We start from the raw sequence: 15,792 nt of genomic DNA, 5'->3' as shown, positions 1-15,792 counted from the left end.
GTTAATAGTTGAGTTGAAGGGTTCTGCTTCCGAATGCCGGGAGTTTGATATTGTCAATGGCCGCTTTCTGGTTTGTCTCGGCCCATTTCATGCTTGCGGCCGCATGACTTTCAGACACTTTGCCATGGTCGATTTTCAGGTTGAAAGCCGTCGGCTGCGGGCTGTTGTTGAGGAGCGTCACGTAATAAATGTTTTGAGTAGTTGATTTTGAAATAATAGGGTCGATGGATGGGCTGTCGGCGGTTATGAAGCCTTCTTGAATAACCAGGCTCGCCTTATCCCCGAAAACATCGCCCGGCGCAAAGCCGTAGGTCTGGTGCGGCCCTACCTTGGGTGTCACAAAACCTCGTGGGAATGTAACCTTGCCATTCGAGCGTAATGCAGCTTCGGAAAGCAGGTAATCGGTGATCCAGCCCACCTGCCACCAGGCGTGGTGCGGATAGGGGCCGGCGCCGCGGTTCATGGCGTTCCAGTAGTAGGAGGCCACGCTGGTTTTACTGTCCACAAATGCATCCCGGCCAATGGCCGCCGCACGGGCCATATCGGCGAAAAGCTGCTCGCCGGTGAGCTGATAAATGCGGATGAACAATCCCGCGTGACTGGCCAGCTGAATAGGCCCGAGGCGGGTAGCAGAACCGAAAATGCCGCCATGTTCGAAGCTGAGGCCCGTTTGACTGATCTCCCAATCCTCCCGGACGGTTCCGTTTACAGTCTTGGGTTTATGGTCGGCAATCGGGTGCGTGTAAATGGACGAGGTGTAAATTTTCGCGCAGGTAATGGCTGCATCCTGGTATTTTTTGTTTTGGGTTAAATCAAACAAATCCAGCAGTGCCTGTGCCGACTGGCCGGTAGCAAAGTCGGGGGCATAGCGCGCGTCCCCGCAGACGCCCAGGAAGGCACCGGTTTCGACGGCATTTTTAAGAAACCATTCGGCTCCCTTTTCAGCGGCTTTCAGGTACTTTTCGTCTTTCAAAATGCGGTGAGCGACGATCAGCCCGTAAAACGTTGGCCTCACATCCTGAATATCCTTGAAGGTCTCCTGCTCGGTCTTTCGGTCGTAGGCCACGGCAAAGCTGCCGTCTTCGCGCTGCCAGCTGAGCAGTTTTTCGGCGCCTAGCGTCAAACGCTCTTTCAGCTCCGCATTGTCCGGTTCGAAAAGCAGCATATTGCCTACATCGAGCATCACATAGTAAGTCAATGCAATAGGCTCGACCACCTCGCCCCATTCTTCAACGAACTTCTTCTTTTTAGCTAAATAGTACTGGCCTTCGACAGCTCCCTCGAAGAAACCTTTGGCGGTTTGCTGCTGAACGAGCTTGAAGTTCTGAGCCGGCGGAAGGACTTTCTGGATCAGTTCGGGGTCCCTGGTCGTATTGGCCAGCATCCACATCGCGCCGTAATCTGAGTTTTTCATCGCATCCTTGTCCGAACCCACCACGCCGCCGAGGTACGACTGTGCGCCTATCTGCTTGCCTTTGAACTCTTCGATATTCCAGAGCGAAGTCTTGGGATCGATGAGGTAATGGTGCATTTTCTCGATCCGGTCCGTAAGCGCCTGCTTGCTTTGCCGGAGCGCCAGGGTCTCACGGAACTTGTAAATATCGACGGCCGCGTGCTTAGTGGCCTGGAACCAGTCGCCCGCGATAAGGCTGTACCGGAACGTGTAAGAAACCGATTGCCCGGCCTCCATTTCAGACTTTTCTTCCCCCAAAACAGGATAATACAGCGTCGGCGAAAGCTGTGCCTTGCGGTTCATGTGGGAAAGGCCGAGGTGCCAGTCAGTCTGCGTGATCCGGTCTTTCGCCCACGGGTCACGCGCGAGGCCGGGTTCCGGCACGACCGACAGCGTAATGCCGTCTTTGCTGCTCACCAGCGGGCTTAGCGTTGAAGCGCAACGCTCGCGGTACACGACCGGGCGGTCGGGGATACCATGGCCGTAAGCGTAGGCCAGTACAAAGTTCTTTTGTATAAAATTTCCCTGAAAATAACCCGGCACCGACGCCCAGCTCATTTGGTCGATAGGCAATGCGGCCAGGGTGGGCGTAGCCAGCGAGAAGTAGCCTTTTTTCTTCGCATTCAAAGTCATCGTTACCAGTACGTCGCCGGGGAAACGAGGGTCGATCCTCCAATGCGCGGTGATACCCGCCACATCGGTTTCCGATTTGAATTCCAATCCGTTATCCTTTGCTGCGCCTGTTTGCGGGAAAAAGTGAATGGCTCGCCCGACGGTGTTCAGCGCCACGCCGGTAGTGCTTTCTTTCCACTGGGTTTGCTGGTAATGGTATGCTTCCTCGGGGAATTTGCCTCCGGTGATCTTCTCAAAGGTTTCGGCTGATTCGGTCGAAGGTTTGGTTTCGGAATAAAGCAACGTGTACTCGCCTGAAGGCGCTGCCAGTTTCGTCCATTGGCCTTTTTTATTGACAGCAATCGCTTCGATCTTCAATGCACCGTCCGTCTCCCGCCACTGAACGCGGATCGAATGGTTGGACAATGCCTTTACGGACGTGCGTTGGGCCGGGGCCTGCAAAACGTTTAAAACGCTGAGTAAAATGGGTAGTAACAGGGTTATTCGTTTCATTTTTCCTGGATAAGGTCTCTGATACCGTCAGTGGCGAAGGACATTAAGTGCCCTTCTTCATTGGTGTAAAGCATGTACACATCGATATCTTTCCGGTTTTTTAAAAAGGTTTTGGTCGCTACGAGGCCCATCACGAAGAATGCGGTATCGTAGCCGTCGGCAGTGATGGCATCTTTCGCAAACACCGTCACGCTCAGCAGCGGGGTCTGCTCCATCGATCCGGTGCGCGGGTCGATAATGTGGTTGTAAGTGATTCCGTTGCGGGTGATGTGGTTATGGTAATTGCCCGCGGTGGTCATGGCGCGGTCGGTAAGCTTTACGGTAGCCGCCAATGCGGCAGGTTTTAGAGGATTTTCGATGCCCGTCACCCAGGGCACATTACCGTTTTTGGTGCCCGAGCAGAGCACTTCCCCGCCGATTTCAACCATAAAACGGTCGATATTGCGGCTTTTTAGAAATTCTCCCAGTATATCCACCGAGTAGCCCTGCGCGATGCCATTGAAATCCAGTTTTACACCAGGACGGCTTTCTATTTGTTTGTTATTGAATTTAATGTACTTAAAACCAATGCTTTGCAGCAACGAGTCGACGTTCACGTTTTCCGGGTCGACATTCTTTTTATTTCCAAAACCATAAGCCTCCGAAAGCGGCATAACGGTGGGATCAAATGCCCCGCCCGTAGCGGCGTGGATTTCTTTTGACTTAACCAAAACCTCATGAAACCACGGAGACCGGAACGCATGTTTCGCATTTGCATTGAAATCCGACAGTTCGGAATCGGGCCGGTATAGCGACAGGCATTTGTCGAAATCGGTCAGGATGGAGTCGATGGCATGCTTGAAATTGCGGTTCTGCGGATCGAAATAACGGATATGATAGGTAGTACCCTGCGCCTCGCCGTCGATTGAAATCATACCCTCATCGATGGCTGCCATTGTCGCCAACGGCAGCATCATCGAGATGAGGGCGGATATTACTCCGGCAATATGGATCACAGCGTATTTCAATACAAATCAGGGTTGAGGGGCCAACGTTTCGCCTTTCAGGATGCCTGTCAGTTCAGGCAGATGGTCTTTGTAAACTCCTCGCGGGGTGGTTTTGTATTTGGCCGCGATGTACGAAGCGAATCCCACGACCTCGCCCATCATCCCGCACGTACGCATGACGCGGGTGCTCCCGAACGCTACGTGCGTAGTGCTGATATTCCGACCAGCCATAAACAGGTTTTGGATGTTTTTGGAATAAAGACAGCGGTATGGAATCGTATAGGGCGCCACTTTGATGTGCTTGGTCCCCGCGAAAAACTCCTGCCCTTCGAAATACTTGCTGTTTTTGGCATCGGGGAAATGCAGGTCGATCGTCCAGGTAGCCGTAACCGAGCCATCGGGGTAAAATTTGCCTTCCTGGATATCCATTTGATTCAAAACATAGTCGCCGATGATCCTGCGCGACTCCCGTTTGCCACCGATGTAGGCCACCCAGGCGAGGTCCTTTTTACCGTATTTAGCAGCTTTGTTTTTCTTTAAATACGACCAGTTGCCGTAAATGGCGCGCAGGTTATGGTCGCGGATTTGTTCGGCCTGGGTAATGGTGTTGAAGTTTCCGAACCCGGTTTCCCATTGCCAGTCCGACTTCGGTTCGTCGATGTGATACTCGTCGGAAAACTGCATGGCCCAGGGTGTTTCGGGGAACGATGAAACGGTATCGCGATCCACGGAAGCCCATAAATTGGAAGTACCCAATGTGAAATCATCGCTTTTGTCTGCCGCGAGGGATTCGCCGGTTTCATCCTTACTTTCACGCCCCATACGGAACTCGGCGCCTGCCAGGAAGCCCACCGTGCCGTCGCCGGTGCAATCGGAAAAGAACGAGCCGGAAAAGCGGCGTTCCTGGTTGGTAGCAATGTCGCGGCCTACTACCGCCGTAATAATGTCATGCTCTTTTTCAACTTTGAAAACGTGGGTATTCAGGAATAGCGACAGGTTCTTTTCCGCTTTTACGATAGAGATTTTACGTGCATCGCCATACTCCTTGGCGTCGGGGTTGCCGTTCCCCGGGTCGCCATTATCCATTTCGCGGACAATGCGGCCGAGCTTAGGGTAATGGTTTTTATCCACATCGCCCATCAAATGCACACGTACTTCGGAGCTGTTGTTGCCACCAAGCACGGGGCGGTCCTGGATCAATGCTACGGTAAGGCCCATTCGCGCGGCAGAAATGGCCGCACAGGTTCCCGCAATGCCACCGCCTACAACCACGAGGTCGTAGCGGCCGGCCTCCTGTGGCTTATCGGTTAGGTTCAGTAGCTTTCTGCGGAATGCCGTTAATGCTTCGAGGTCGTTTGGCGGGGTAAATTTCGAATCGTCCGTAAAAAGCAATGCATCGCAGCGGCCGTTGAAGCCGGTAAGGTCTTTCAATGCCAGTTTTGTATCGGTATTTTGAATATCGATTACACCGCCGTCGTACCATTTCCAGGCATCGGAGCCGCTTTCGCCGAAAGTTTGGCCCACGGATTTGCCGTCCACCAGCACCTGAAACTTGCCGGGCCCCTTCGGAAATGGCGCCCAGTCTTTGGTACGGACCCACAAATGATACTTCCCGGTTTTCGGGAATTTTACAGTGGTAGCAGCATCCTTCACCGGTCGTCCCATTCCGTGGGCCATAATATAGGACGAGTTCATGACCACAAAAGACTGCTGGTCAATCACCCAGCCGCCCTTGTCCTCGAAGGATTCTGTTTCAACGAGGATATGGTTTTGCGCCAGGGCGGGTAGGGCGAGCAAGGCTAGCAGGAGTGTCATAGCCCAAGGTTTAAGCCTTGGGTTGGTCCGGGTGCCTGGGGCGTCTGGATCCCAAGGCATAAGCCTTGGGTTATGGGAGATATTCATTGTTTTTGCAGGATTTTTTGAATTAGTAGCGTTTGTTCTTCATTGGCATTAGATAAGCTGGTTTGCAGGTTTGCTGCAAGGGGCTTCGAGATTGAGATGGTGTCGGTATTAAGCCTTTTCAGTATGGCTATTTGCGTGGCATAACCCGTTTTCTGATAGGTTTCCCAAAGCCAGTTTTGCCTTTGTTCCGTTTGGAAAAAGTCGGTTCCTACATGCTGCAACGCATATTTGGCAATGAAGCCGTTCTTGCCGGCGATGATCGCCTCGATGTCTTTTTCAAAAGGCCTTTTCACAGATCCGCTTGCATCCATGACCTTAGCCATTGCCCAATACTGGTAATGGTGATTTTTGCTTTCCAGAAACCGGTGCAGCAATGCGTCGTTGGAATAGGTTTCGATGGCCTTCCGCATTTCGGGTACCGCCTTACCATACGCGATATGCCAAAGGGTGTAACAGGTATAGACCGCGCCGTCGATCACCTGGTTTTTAATGGTTTTTAAAGTCGCGCCAGCTTTCGCGTCGACGGAGTCGGTCAGATTATCCGTGCCTTTGGAGATCAGGTCTTCCATTTTCAGGTCCGCGAAAATGGAGTTCGTTTGAGCAAGAATATCCTGTAACTTTTGGTAATCCGCCTCCTTGAATTCGTCGTGATCGACTTTGGTGAGCACTTTGCCCTCGGGAAGGTCATAGCGTTCGTAATTGCCCAGCAGGTCCCAATAGAAATTGATATACACCGGTTTGCATTCATTGGTATAGCAAACCGGTGTGAAGATGTTCCTGAAAAAGTACTGCGGCTGCCCCTTATCGTCGAGCGCGAGTTTCAGGGTGTAGGTTAATGTGTCGTTCTCGGTGACCGTGAACTCCCTGACCCGCTCCTTTTGCCTGTCGGGAAAAGGAACGGATGTAAGCATTGCCAGGAAGAGTAGTACTTGGGCGATCAGCATCATTATTTCAATAACCTATTTCCAATCAGGGTTCTGTTCCAGTTTCGGGTTGGCATTGATCTCGTCGAGGGGGATCGGGAAATATTTGTTTTTGGCCGTAACGTTCCGGGTCGGATACACATCGTTGACCGCTTTCGGGATCACGGTCAGGAATTTGCCCGTGCGGGTGAGGTCGTACCAGCGATCGCCTTCCGCGAAAAATTCCCATGCGCGCTCCTGTAAGACAGCTTCGATGAATGCGTCCTTGGTCAGGCCGGTTTTTAGATTGGCCAGGCCGGCGCGCTTTCTCACCGGATTGATGAAATCGTAAGCCGCGGTCGTGGCGCCATTCAGGCGAGCTTCCGCTTCGGCGGCGATGAGGTACACATCGGGCAGGCGGAAGATCGGGATGTTCGGGATCATGCCTACGGTCGAAATGGGATCCTGGTATTTCTTGATCAGCACGCCTTTCGTGGTAATGGGCGTAATGCTTTTCTGCGGGACCACTTTGCCGGATTTGTCGGTGTAATTGGTGTCCAGCAAGGTGCGGCGCTTGTCGGTAGGGTCGAAGGAGTCGAAAAATGCCTGGTAGGCGAACATCGAACCATAGGAAGTGCGGGCATATTCGGGCCCGGCGCTTCCCGGAGGGCCGCAGAGGCCCGTGAGCTGGTGACCAAGGCCGGGAGAAACAGGATCTACCTCGAATGCCCACATGTTTTCAATGCGCGCGGCATCCTCTTTATCATATTTGTACACGTCGCGCACATCGTCCAGGAGTACATATTTGCCCGAGTTGATCACAACTTTGGCCTGTTCCAACGCTTTGGCCCAATCCTCGTTGTACAAAGCAGCTTTGGCATACAATGCATTAACGACTTCTTTCGCTACGCGGCCTTTCTCCACAGTGGGGTAGGAAAGTAGTCCCGCATTCAAAGCCTGGTCGAGGTCGGCGTAAATTTGCTTGTAAACATCCGCTTTGGAGCTTTTCGCCGTCAGGGCATCCGCTTCCGAATAGCTCGGCGTGATTTTGACCGGTATATCCCCAAAGTTTTTACTCAAAAACCAATGGTAGAACGCCCGCAGGAAATAGGCCTCGCCGATGATCTGCTTTTTGCGCGCTTCGTCCATAGTGGCGTCCGGCACCTTGGCAATGACCCAGTTGGCTTTTTCGATACCGGCATAACACGACTGCCAGATCTGCTGCGGCGATTCGTTCACCCGCGAGTTGCTTTTCTGCGTCGTATAATTGGGATCGTAGGTAAACTGGGTCAGCGTATTACGGCCTACCACGCCGCGGGGGTATGTCTGATCATCGCTGAAATCGGCAATGAGCGTCAACGCGGGCCCGCCGCCCAGACTTCCCAGCGCGCCATACACGGAAATCAATGCTTTCTCGGCGTCGGCGGCGGTTTTATAAAAATTTTCTGTGTAGATCGACGAGTAAACCGTTTCGTCAAGCTTGCAGGAAGGGGCGATAAGCGCGGTCCCGGCCATGCCCAGATATGTGGTAATTTTTAGTAGCTTTTTCATGTCGTTTTAGCCTTTGTTCGGCAAAAGGATTCGGAATAATCAGAATGAAACCTGGATACCGCCCAGGAACGATTTGGCTTGCGGATATACGAAGTTGTCGACCCCGATCTGCGTGTTTGAACCAGCGAAAGTGTTAACCTCCGGGTCGAAACCGCTGTAATTGGTAACGGTGAACAGGTTGTTGGCGCTCACGTACACGCGGATGCTCTGCACGCCTTTGAATGCGGGCAATTTGTAGCCAAGCGTAATGTTCTTGCAGCGGAGATAAGAACCGTCCTCCATGACATAGTCCGAAATAGGCAGCCGCCCGGCCTGAAATGCACTTGCATACTGGTTGTTGGGGTTGGTAGGCGACCAGCGGTTCACGACGCCTTCGAGCAAATTGCGCTGTCCGAGCGGGTTCTCGAAGGAAAGTCGGCTTGCGTTGTAGATGTCGTTCCCCTGCGAACCGGAAAGGAATGCGGCCAGGTCGAATCCTTTGTAAGAAAGATTGGTGGAGAAGCCGTAAATGAATTTAGGATTAGGGTTGCCGGTAATAACCTGGTCGTTGGCATCGATCTTCCCGTCGCCATTCATGTCCTTCACCTTTTGCCCGCCCAGGCGCCCGTCATATCCGGGGAGAATCGCTTCGCCAGTTTGGTTAATGCCATCAAACACATAAGTTTTGAATATGCCCAGTGGCTCGCCTACTTTCAAAAGGCTGTAAGTATTAATGAAACGCTCGCTCGTCACGCCGCCGTCCAGCGTTGTGACCTTGTTACGGTTGATGGTTGTGTTCGCTGAAACATCCCATTTCAATGGACCATCGAGAATGCGCGCATTAACTGCCAGTTCCAGCCCTTTGTTTTGAAGACCCGCGAAGTTGCCATTGATCTTGGTATATCCCGAACTCATCGGCAGCGTCTTTTCAAATAGCAGGTCTTCTGTTTTCTTGTAATAAACATCAGCAATAAGGCTGATCCGGTTATTGAGCAAACTTACGTCGACACCAAAGTTGGTTTGCACCGATTGTTCCCAGCGGAGGTCTTTATTGGCGATCCTGGACGGGTCGATACCGGTTGCGTAAAGGTGGTTGAGCATGTAATTGCTACCGTTGGCAGCCACTGTGGCCAGGGATTGGTAAGGGTCCAGGCCGCCCGCATTACCGGTAAGCCCGAAGCTTCCGCGAAGTTTGAAGTCCGAAAGCCAGGTTAGATCTTTCATAAACGGCTCTTCGATGAGGCGATATGCCGCTGATATGGCGGGGAAAATCCCATATTTAAGGTTTGCCCCGAATTTGCTCGACCCGTCTATCCGCGCAGTGACGTCTACGAAGAGTTTATCCTTGAATCCGTAGTTGACCCGTCCCATGTAGGAATCCAGCCGCTGGCTGCTCCGGAAACTGCCCACTGTGCGGGTAAGCGCAAGCTGCATAGCCTCGTTCTGTGTTGCGTCGTTGGGAAATCCCTGGGCGCTCATGACGTTTTCGTTGTATTGCTCGCCCTGGGTACCAAATACCGCCGTCGCTTTGAATGAATGATTTTTGCCGAAATTGGTGCTGTAAGTCAGGATACTTTCGTGGAGCAGCGCCAGGTTATTGTAGTTGCCCTTGCTTGCCGATCCCGAAGCATCGGTGAGGTCGCTTTTGTTGACAATACTGCGGGGCGAGTAATAGTTATAAAGCTCGCCTTTCTGGTCGAGATTGAATGAGGCGCGATAGGTAAGCCCCTTGAACAATTTGACCTCCCCGTAAAGGTTCGCCAGTACGCGTTTGATGCTCCGCTTGTTGAGTACTTCGATGAAACTCAGCGGGTTGGTTACTTCGCGGTACCGGCCATTGCCTTGCTCTCCGAATGGGAAAATAGTGCCGTCGGGGCGGTAAGGTTGCAGGGTAGGAGGAGCGCCGACGGCCGCACCCAATACCGTAGCGGTAACCACACCCGCGTTGCCGATGTCGGTACTGCCTGTCTGAATGCCATCCGCGACCGACTGGCTCCCAAGGATACTGGTTCCGATTTTGATGTTCTTATTGATCTGATGGTCGAGATTGAGACGGAAAGAATAGCGTGTAAACGCCGATCCCCGCATGGTACCGTCCTGATCGAAATAGTTGAGCGACAATGCGAGCTGCGTTTTTTCACTTCCTCCATTGATCGACAGCTGATGGTTTTGAATAGGCGCTTTGCGGAAGATTACCTTTTGCCAGTCGACACCCTCGCCGAGTGATGCCGGGTTTGCATAATAATTGTCTTTGAATACCTCATTTTCCAGTTGCCCAAACTCCGCCGCATTCAGGACTTTCAGCATTTTGTTTACTTTCTGAGAACCATAGTAGCCATCGTAGGTAACACGTGTGGCGCCGCTTTTACCGCGTTTAGTTGTGATCAGGATTACCCCGTTGGCTGCGCGTGCGCCGTAAATTGCTGATGCAGAGGCGTCTTTCAATACCTCCACGGACTCGATATCATTGGGGTTAATGGTCGAAAGCGGGCTCACGTCGTTGATACCGCCGCCATTTGAAATCTGGATACCGTCCACCACATAAAGCGGTTCGGAAGAGCCGTTGATGGAGTTGGTACCGCGGATACGCACGCTCACATTACCCCCGGGCGAGCCGGTGTTCTGGTTGATCTGCACGCCGGCGATCCGCGATTGAAGGCCCTGGGCTACGTTCGCGACGGGTGTTTGCACGAGGTCGGCCGCCTTTACGGAAGCAATGGAGCCGGTCGTCTCGATCTTGCGCTGTGTTCCGTAGCCAACTACCACCACTTCTTCCAGCGCCTTGGTGTCGGTTTTAAGCGAAACGTCGATCGTCGAGCGGTTGGATACGGGCACTTCTTCTTTCAGATATCCGAGAAATGAGAATACGAGCGTCGCATTACCTGCCACATCTATTGAGTACGCACCTTCTGCGTCTGTCAGTGTTCCTTGCTGAGAGCCTTTTACAGTCACGCTTGCACCGGGAATCATTTCGCCTTTATCGTCGGTCACTTTGCCTTTCACTGTCACGTTCTGCGCGAGCAGCGACTGCGTAATGCCCAGGCACAGAATGCTGAGCAGGAACAAGTCACGTATTTTTTTCTTCATGTAGTTGAAAATTAGGGTTTGATCAAAATTGATAAAATGGGAAAAGTGCAATTTTGTAGCATTGAATTGGCATTGCTGTGGGCTACCATTACTTATGACAAACCGTGCTTAAATGCGGTTTCTACCTAAATATAGCAGCCACGGGAGGCGGTATCAATATGGTTTTTGAGCTGAAAATTCCGGGAATTGAACAAAAAGTATCGGTAACGTTTGCGGAGACGTTACCGATATATGGTTTTGCTGATGATTAATAGGAGATTTTTATATTTTTGTAATCTGTGTTGAAGAGGGCATTGATTTGGGTAGTTGAAAGGGTATTTATTTAAAAAGTACAAGGGTTATGATTCAGTGTGTGAAGTGTGCGCAGGTGGATGGCATCATGAAGGCGGGTTACGTGCGGGGCAAGCAGCGATACCTGTGCAAATGGTGCAATTACTATTTCACGCATTCGGAAAGGGACGATTCGATCCAATCCCTCGTAAAACGCAAACGGCACCAGACGACGATTATCGACGTGGCCAAATCACTCGGCGTTTCGAACTCGACCGTCTCGCGGGCGTTGCACGGGCATGCGGACATTAGCCCGGAAACACGCCAGGCCGTGCTCGATAAGGCTGCCCAGCTCGATTACCAACCTAACCAGCTTGCCTACAACCTGGTAAAAAGCAGGACTAATACAATTGGAATGATCGTTCCGGAATTTCAGAACCAGTTTTTCCCGAACGTGATCATAGGCGCACACGAAGTGCTCACGCAGGCGGGTTACAACCTTACGATTATGCAGAGCAACGAGTCGTACCAGGTCGAAATCTCGAATACCAAGGCAATGCTGGCAAACCGGATCGATGGGCTGCTTATTTCGCTCACCCAGGAAACCAATAACTTCGATCACCTGAGCCTTTTTGCGAAACGCGGCATTCCGCTGATTCAATTCAACCGCGTATGCGACCAGATCGACGTGCCGAAAGTGGTTGTGAACGATTTTGAAGCATCGTTTCAGGCGGTAGAACACCTTATTTTGAATGGTTACGAGCGGATCGCCCACCTCGGTGGGCCGCTCACGTTGCAGGTAAGCCAGGAGCGGTTACGGGGCTACAAGGCGGCGATGGAAAAGTACGGTAAGACCATCAAGGACCACATGATCATTCAGGGCATGCTAACCCAGCAGAAAGCCCGCATTTACGGCCAATACCTCCTCGACCTCGCCGAGCGCCCCGATGCGATATTTGCCGTAAACGATTCTTCTGCCATTGAAATCATGCTGATGGCTCAGGAAAAAGGTATTTCAATTCCCGATGAGCTCGGCGTGGTGGGTTTCAGCGATAATGCCGAATCGGCCTATATTGGCCCGGGCCTGACCACCGTTCGGCAGCCAACTCTGCAAATCGGGCACACCACAGCGGAATGGGTTTTGCAACTGGTAGATGCGGAGGACATTATCGTGAATGAAAAGCGGGTTTTGAGTACGGAGCTGATTGTCCGGGGATCGTCTCGGCGGCGTGTTTAGAAGGTTTGGATGACAGACATTTAGAGCTTAACTTTAAACGAAATTTATCAAACACACTGAAATAAAAAGACATGAAACTCGCTCTTCCATTGAAAAAGAGGCAATCCATATTTAATCTCTTCAAGTTCCTGAACCGTCGCCAGACCGCGATGGCGGATCAGGAAATGGATACAACTGCCTATCTCATGAAAAGTCCGGCTAACAAAGCCCGTTTGCTGGAAGCAATGAAGGATATCGAATCAGGAAACCACATTTTTTCCCGCGATCTTACTGATCTGTGATCCTTTCCTGGCATCCTAATGCGTGGGAGGATTACGTCGAATGGCAGCGGATCGACCGGAACATTGCAAAACGAATCAACGAATTGATCAAGGAATGTTTGCGGACACCGTTCGAAGGAAAGGGAAAGCCGGAATTGCTACGCTCGAATTATTCCGGTTTCTGGTCTCGGAGGATTACCGATGAGCATCGGTTGGTGTATAAGGTTGCGGATGGGTGCATCACGATAGCTCAGTGTAAGTATCACTATTAAAACAAAAAGTGCGGCCCCAGAGAAGCTGCACTTTATTAACTACAGAATATAATTATGAAACTCTTTTAAGGGGTTAGCTCAATGCTTCCCTTAATACTTTCAAGCTCTTCGGCACCGCTGTGGCCGGGTCTTCTTTTCCTTCCATTTCCAGCGATACGTAACCTTTGAAATTCGCTTTTCTCAAAATGCCTGCGATCCGTTTGTAATCCAGGTCGAGGTCGTAATAATGCCCGCCGCCGTAATAGGTTTTGGCCTGAACGATCGTCGCGTAGGGGGCCAGGCGCTCGAACTGCGGGTAGGGATCGCCCACGAAATTACCGGTGTCGACATTCATGCCCATGGCCGGAGACGATGCCAGCGGCTTATAAATTTCAAGCAGGTGATCGATGTTCGACGACAGTCCCCAGTGGTTTTCGATTGCCAGAACGACCCCCGCCTTTTCGGCAGCTACGAGGCATTCCTGCATCGATTCGATACACCACTTAATAGCGTCCTGATCCGTGAAGCCCTGGATCGGCGGCTCTTTGCCATCCTTGTAATAGTTGGCATCGCGCTTCACCGTCCGCCAGCTTCCGGTGTTCATCCGGATCGCCGGAATGCCCATTTGGGTGGCAAGGTTAATACATTTCAGGGTATGTTCAATGTCCTTTTTGCGATCTTCCGGCTTCGGCTGCACAAAGCTCTGATGGATAGAAAGTAACGGAAGCGCCAATCCGTTGTCGAATGCAAGCCTTTTCAGCTTGTTCATATACGGAATGGTTTCGTTGTCCATTTGCCGGTGCAGGATCTCCACGCCGTCGAAGCCCAGCCGCGCCGCATCTTCGATCACCTTATCAACGGGATACTTCTGTTCCTGGAAATGCCAGTAGGAATAAGTCGAGACAGCGATGGGTATCCTGCGCGCTGTGGGGGCGGCAGGAGCCGTTTCTGCCTGTGCAACATGGCTGGTCATCGCCGCTGCACCACCTAATGCAATGGTTTTGAGCCAGTCGCGCCGGGAGGTGGTATCCTGTTCGTGGTGTTCCATTTGTGATAATTTTGGATAATAATATTAAAAATTTGTCACTTTTATGGATTTTGCTTCAAAACGTTTGCACCCATGATGTCAATCTGCGCCTGAGGGATCGGGAAAAACTCGCTTTTACCCTTTACAAAAGTGGCACCGGAGAGGTACGTACGTTTCTTGCTTTCTTTGGTTAAATAGGCATTCAGCACCACATCCGCATTGCCCCAGCGTACTAGGTCGAAATGCCGGTGGCCTTCCATCGCCAGTTCCAGGCGGCGCTCGAAACGGACGGCTTTGCGCGCATATTCCTGGTTCGCGAATGCGGGATAGGTTTTAACCAGGTAATTGGCGGCGGGTTTGCTGGCTGCGTCGAGCACCACCACATTGGCGGCTCTTGTGCGTACCTGGTTCACGAGCTTCAAAGCGGTAGCAAGGTCATTGTCCTCCACAGCCACTTCCGCACGCATCAGCAGGATGTCGGCGAAGCGAATGGCGCGGTAGTTGTTGGCATTGGCACGTGGCGATTCGGCACCCGCGTTTTCACCGCTGTAAGCAAAGAATTTTTTGAACGTATAAGGTCCGCCGAAGCTCTGGTCGCGAATCCAGTTTTTGCCCGGATGCGTTCCCCAGTTGAGGAACGGCAGGCCACGACGTCCTACCGTCCAGTCGAGACGTGGGTCCAAAGTACCCTCGTATGGTGTGAATGCGTCGGAGGAAGCAAGCCCCTCATCATTTTTAACATCTACATCATTGAATGTATCGAGCAACGGAAGCCCGGCGGCGTCGGTTTTGAATGCATTCACCAGGTTTTGGGTAGGTTGGAAGAACCCGCAGCAACCACCTGGTGCCGAGCCATAAGGGAAGTTGTAGTTATCACCCCAGCTGCCGTTTTGCCCGGCACCGCCGTCGGCTACCGACATTTGTACCTCAAAAATAGATTCCGCATTGTTCTCCGTGGTAATACGGAAATTGTCGTGGAAACTGTTCACGAGCGAGAACGGGCCATTGTTAATCACGTCGTCCAGGAATGGTTTGGCGGCGAGGTAGTCCTGCTGGTACATATGCACTTTGGCCAGGAATGCTTTCGCTGTCCATTTGCTGGCGCGTCCTGCCTGTGCTTTGGTCGCCGAAATGTTGTCGATCGCGAACTGAATGTCGGCTTCGATATTGGGCCAGATATCCTTGTCGTTGGGCAGGTTAATGTAATCAACGACCGTTTCGTCCACATAAGGCACCATATTCCAGAGCTTTTTCGCTTCGAAATGGTACCAGGCGCGCAGGAAACGCGCTTCGCCCAGGGCTTGCGCTTTTTCAGGTGCGGTCATGTCGGTAGCCTTGGCGATGAGGTTGATCACGTTGTTGGAGCGCGAAACGCCGTCGTAAACCGCCACCCATTTGTCGTTATAGGCACCGATATCGGCCTGGGGAATGTAACGTTCGATGGTGGTGATCTGCGCCTGGTCGCCCACGTCGCTGCCTTTGTAGGCGTCGTCGGACGCGATGGAGCCGTAGATCCAGTTGCTGACAGACGAAGTGTTTACCGGCCCGGAACCAACGCCGTCGAGTAGACTGTATGCGCCGATCAATACCGCATTGACCCCCGTTTTATTGGCAAGCATGGCCTCGTTCCCCACACCCAGCGGCGTGGTTTCGAGAAAACTGTCCCCGCAGGAGGTGAACACACCCACGCAGACCATTGCTGTTAATGCTAATACGCTCTTTTTCATATCGATAATTGAAATGATACCGTGTTAAAAGAATT

Annotated in this window: 11 protein-coding genes; 3 read left to right on the top strand and 8 right to left on the bottom strand. The window is 52.0% G+C overall.

Going from position 1 to position 15,792, the window contains the following annotated elements:
• Position 1 precedes the first annotated feature (1 nt).
• The 6 genes from ACTJJJ_RS22550 to ACTJJJ_RS22525 form a co-directional block, all read right to left on the bottom strand.
• Entirely contained in the window at positions 2-2,578 is a 2,577-nt protein-coding gene (locus tag ACTJJJ_RS22550; protein WP_440703097.1) for a glycerophosphoryl diester phosphodiesterase, read from the bottom strand.
• Complete coding sequence (locus ACTJJJ_RS22545) at positions 2,575-3,585, bottom strand: FAD:protein FMN transferase (protein WP_440703096.1); 1,011 nt, start codon at positions 3,583-3,585, stop codon at positions 2,575-2,577. The genes ACTJJJ_RS22550 and ACTJJJ_RS22545 overlap by 4 nt, the downstream gene beginning before the upstream one ends.
• A 6-nt stretch (positions 3,586-3,591) precedes the next feature.
• The gene (locus ACTJJJ_RS22540) at positions 3,592-5,379 is read right to left on the bottom strand and encodes an FAD-dependent oxidoreductase (protein WP_440703095.1); all 1,788 of its coding nucleotides are present in this window, start codon (positions 5,377-5,379) and stop codon (positions 3,592-3,594) included.
• Between the two features lie 83 nt (positions 5,380-5,462).
• Positions 5,463-6,413 (bottom strand): hypothetical protein, encoded by a 951-nt coding sequence (locus ACTJJJ_RS22535; protein WP_440703094.1) that lies wholly within the window; start codon positions 6,411-6,413, stop codon positions 5,463-5,465.
• Positions 6,414-6,425: 12 nt separating this feature from the next.
• On the bottom strand, positions 6,426-7,919 hold the full coding sequence (locus ACTJJJ_RS22530) for a RagB/SusD family nutrient uptake outer membrane protein (protein ID WP_440703093.1): 1,494 nt from the start codon (positions 7,917-7,919) through the stop codon (positions 6,426-6,428).
• Between the two features lie 39 nt (positions 7,920-7,958).
• Complete coding sequence (locus ACTJJJ_RS22525) at positions 7,959-10,985, bottom strand: SusC/RagA family TonB-linked outer membrane protein (RefSeq protein ID WP_440703092.1); 3,027 nt, start codon at positions 10,983-10,985, stop codon at positions 7,959-7,961.
• Positions 10,986-11,325: 340 nt separating this feature from the next.
• On the opposite strand from ACTJJJ_RS22525, the gene ACTJJJ_RS22520 reads away from it, so the two are divergent.
• The 3 genes from ACTJJJ_RS22520 (at position 11,326) to ACTJJJ_RS22510 (ending at position 13,024) form a co-directional block, all read left to right on the top strand.
• On the top strand, positions 11,326-12,492 hold the full coding sequence (locus tag ACTJJJ_RS22520; protein WP_440703091.1) for a substrate-binding domain-containing protein: 1,167 nt from the start codon (positions 11,326-11,328) through the stop codon (positions 12,490-12,492).
• Positions 12,493-12,563: 71 nt separating this feature from the next.
• Positions 12,564-12,773, top strand: coding sequence for a hypothetical protein (locus ACTJJJ_RS22515; RefSeq protein WP_188935841.1), 210 nt, complete (start codon positions 12,564-12,566; stop codon positions 12,771-12,773).
• Complete coding sequence (locus tag ACTJJJ_RS22510; protein ID WP_188937282.1) at positions 12,773-13,024, top strand: Txe/YoeB family addiction module toxin; 252 nt, start codon at positions 12,773-12,775, stop codon at positions 13,022-13,024. Before ACTJJJ_RS22515 ends, ACTJJJ_RS22510 begins: the two co-directional genes overlap by 1 nt.
• 73 nt (positions 13,025-13,097) lie before the next feature.
• On the opposite strand, the gene ACTJJJ_RS22505 is transcribed toward ACTJJJ_RS22510, so the two are convergent.
• Complete coding sequence (locus ACTJJJ_RS22505; RefSeq protein ID WP_440703090.1) at positions 13,098-14,051, bottom strand: sugar phosphate isomerase/epimerase family protein; 954 nt, start codon at positions 14,049-14,051, stop codon at positions 13,098-13,100.
• A 41-nt stretch (positions 14,052-14,092) separates the two neighbouring features.
• Complete coding sequence (locus ACTJJJ_RS22500) at positions 14,093-15,757, bottom strand: RagB/SusD family nutrient uptake outer membrane protein (protein ID WP_440703089.1); 1,665 nt, start codon at positions 15,755-15,757, stop codon at positions 14,093-14,095.
• Positions 15,758-15,792: the final 35 nt, after the last annotated feature.

Source organism: Dyadobacter sp. 22481, from assembly GCF_052044875.1.
GTDB lineage: Bacteria > Bacteroidota > Bacteroidia > Cytophagales > Spirosomataceae > Dyadobacter > Dyadobacter endophyticus.
Note: the sequence above shows the minus strand (reverse complement) of the source record. Positions and strands in the feature narration are given on the sequence as shown.

Bases quoted from the DNA above. Each gene is read 5' to 3' on its own strand.
- ACTJJJ_RS22520 (WP_440703091.1), top strand. From the start codon at position 11,326: ATGATTCAGTGTGTGAAGTGTGCGCAGGTGGATGGCATCATGAAGGCG.
- ACTJJJ_RS22505 (WP_440703090.1), bottom strand. From the start codon at position 14,051: ATGGAACACCACGAACAGGATACCACCTCCCGGCGCGACTGGCTCAAA.
- ACTJJJ_RS22550 (WP_440703097.1), bottom strand. From the start codon at position 2,578: ATGAAACGAATAACCCTGTTACTACCCATTTTACTCAGCGTTTTAAAC.
- ACTJJJ_RS22530 (WP_440703093.1), bottom strand. From the start codon at position 7,919: ATGAAAAAGCTACTAAAAATTACCACATATCTGGGCATGGCCGGGACC.
- ACTJJJ_RS22540 (WP_440703095.1), bottom strand. From the start codon at position 5,379: ATGACACTCCTGCTAGCCTTGCTCGCCCTACCCGCCCTGGCGCAAAAC.
- ACTJJJ_RS22525 (WP_440703092.1), bottom strand. From the start codon at position 10,985: ATGAAGAAAAAAATACGTGACTTGTTCCTGCTCAGCATTCTGTGCCTG.
- ACTJJJ_RS22515 (WP_188935841.1), top strand. From the start codon at position 12,564: ATGAAACTCGCTCTTCCATTGAAAAAGAGGCAATCCATATTTAATCTC.
- ACTJJJ_RS22535 (WP_440703094.1), bottom strand. From the start codon at position 6,413: ATGATGCTGATCGCCCAAGTACTACTCTTCCTGGCAATGCTTACATCC.
- ACTJJJ_RS22500 (WP_440703089.1), bottom strand. From the start codon at position 15,757: ATGAAAAAGAGCGTATTAGCATTAACAGCAATGGTCTGCGTGGGTGTG.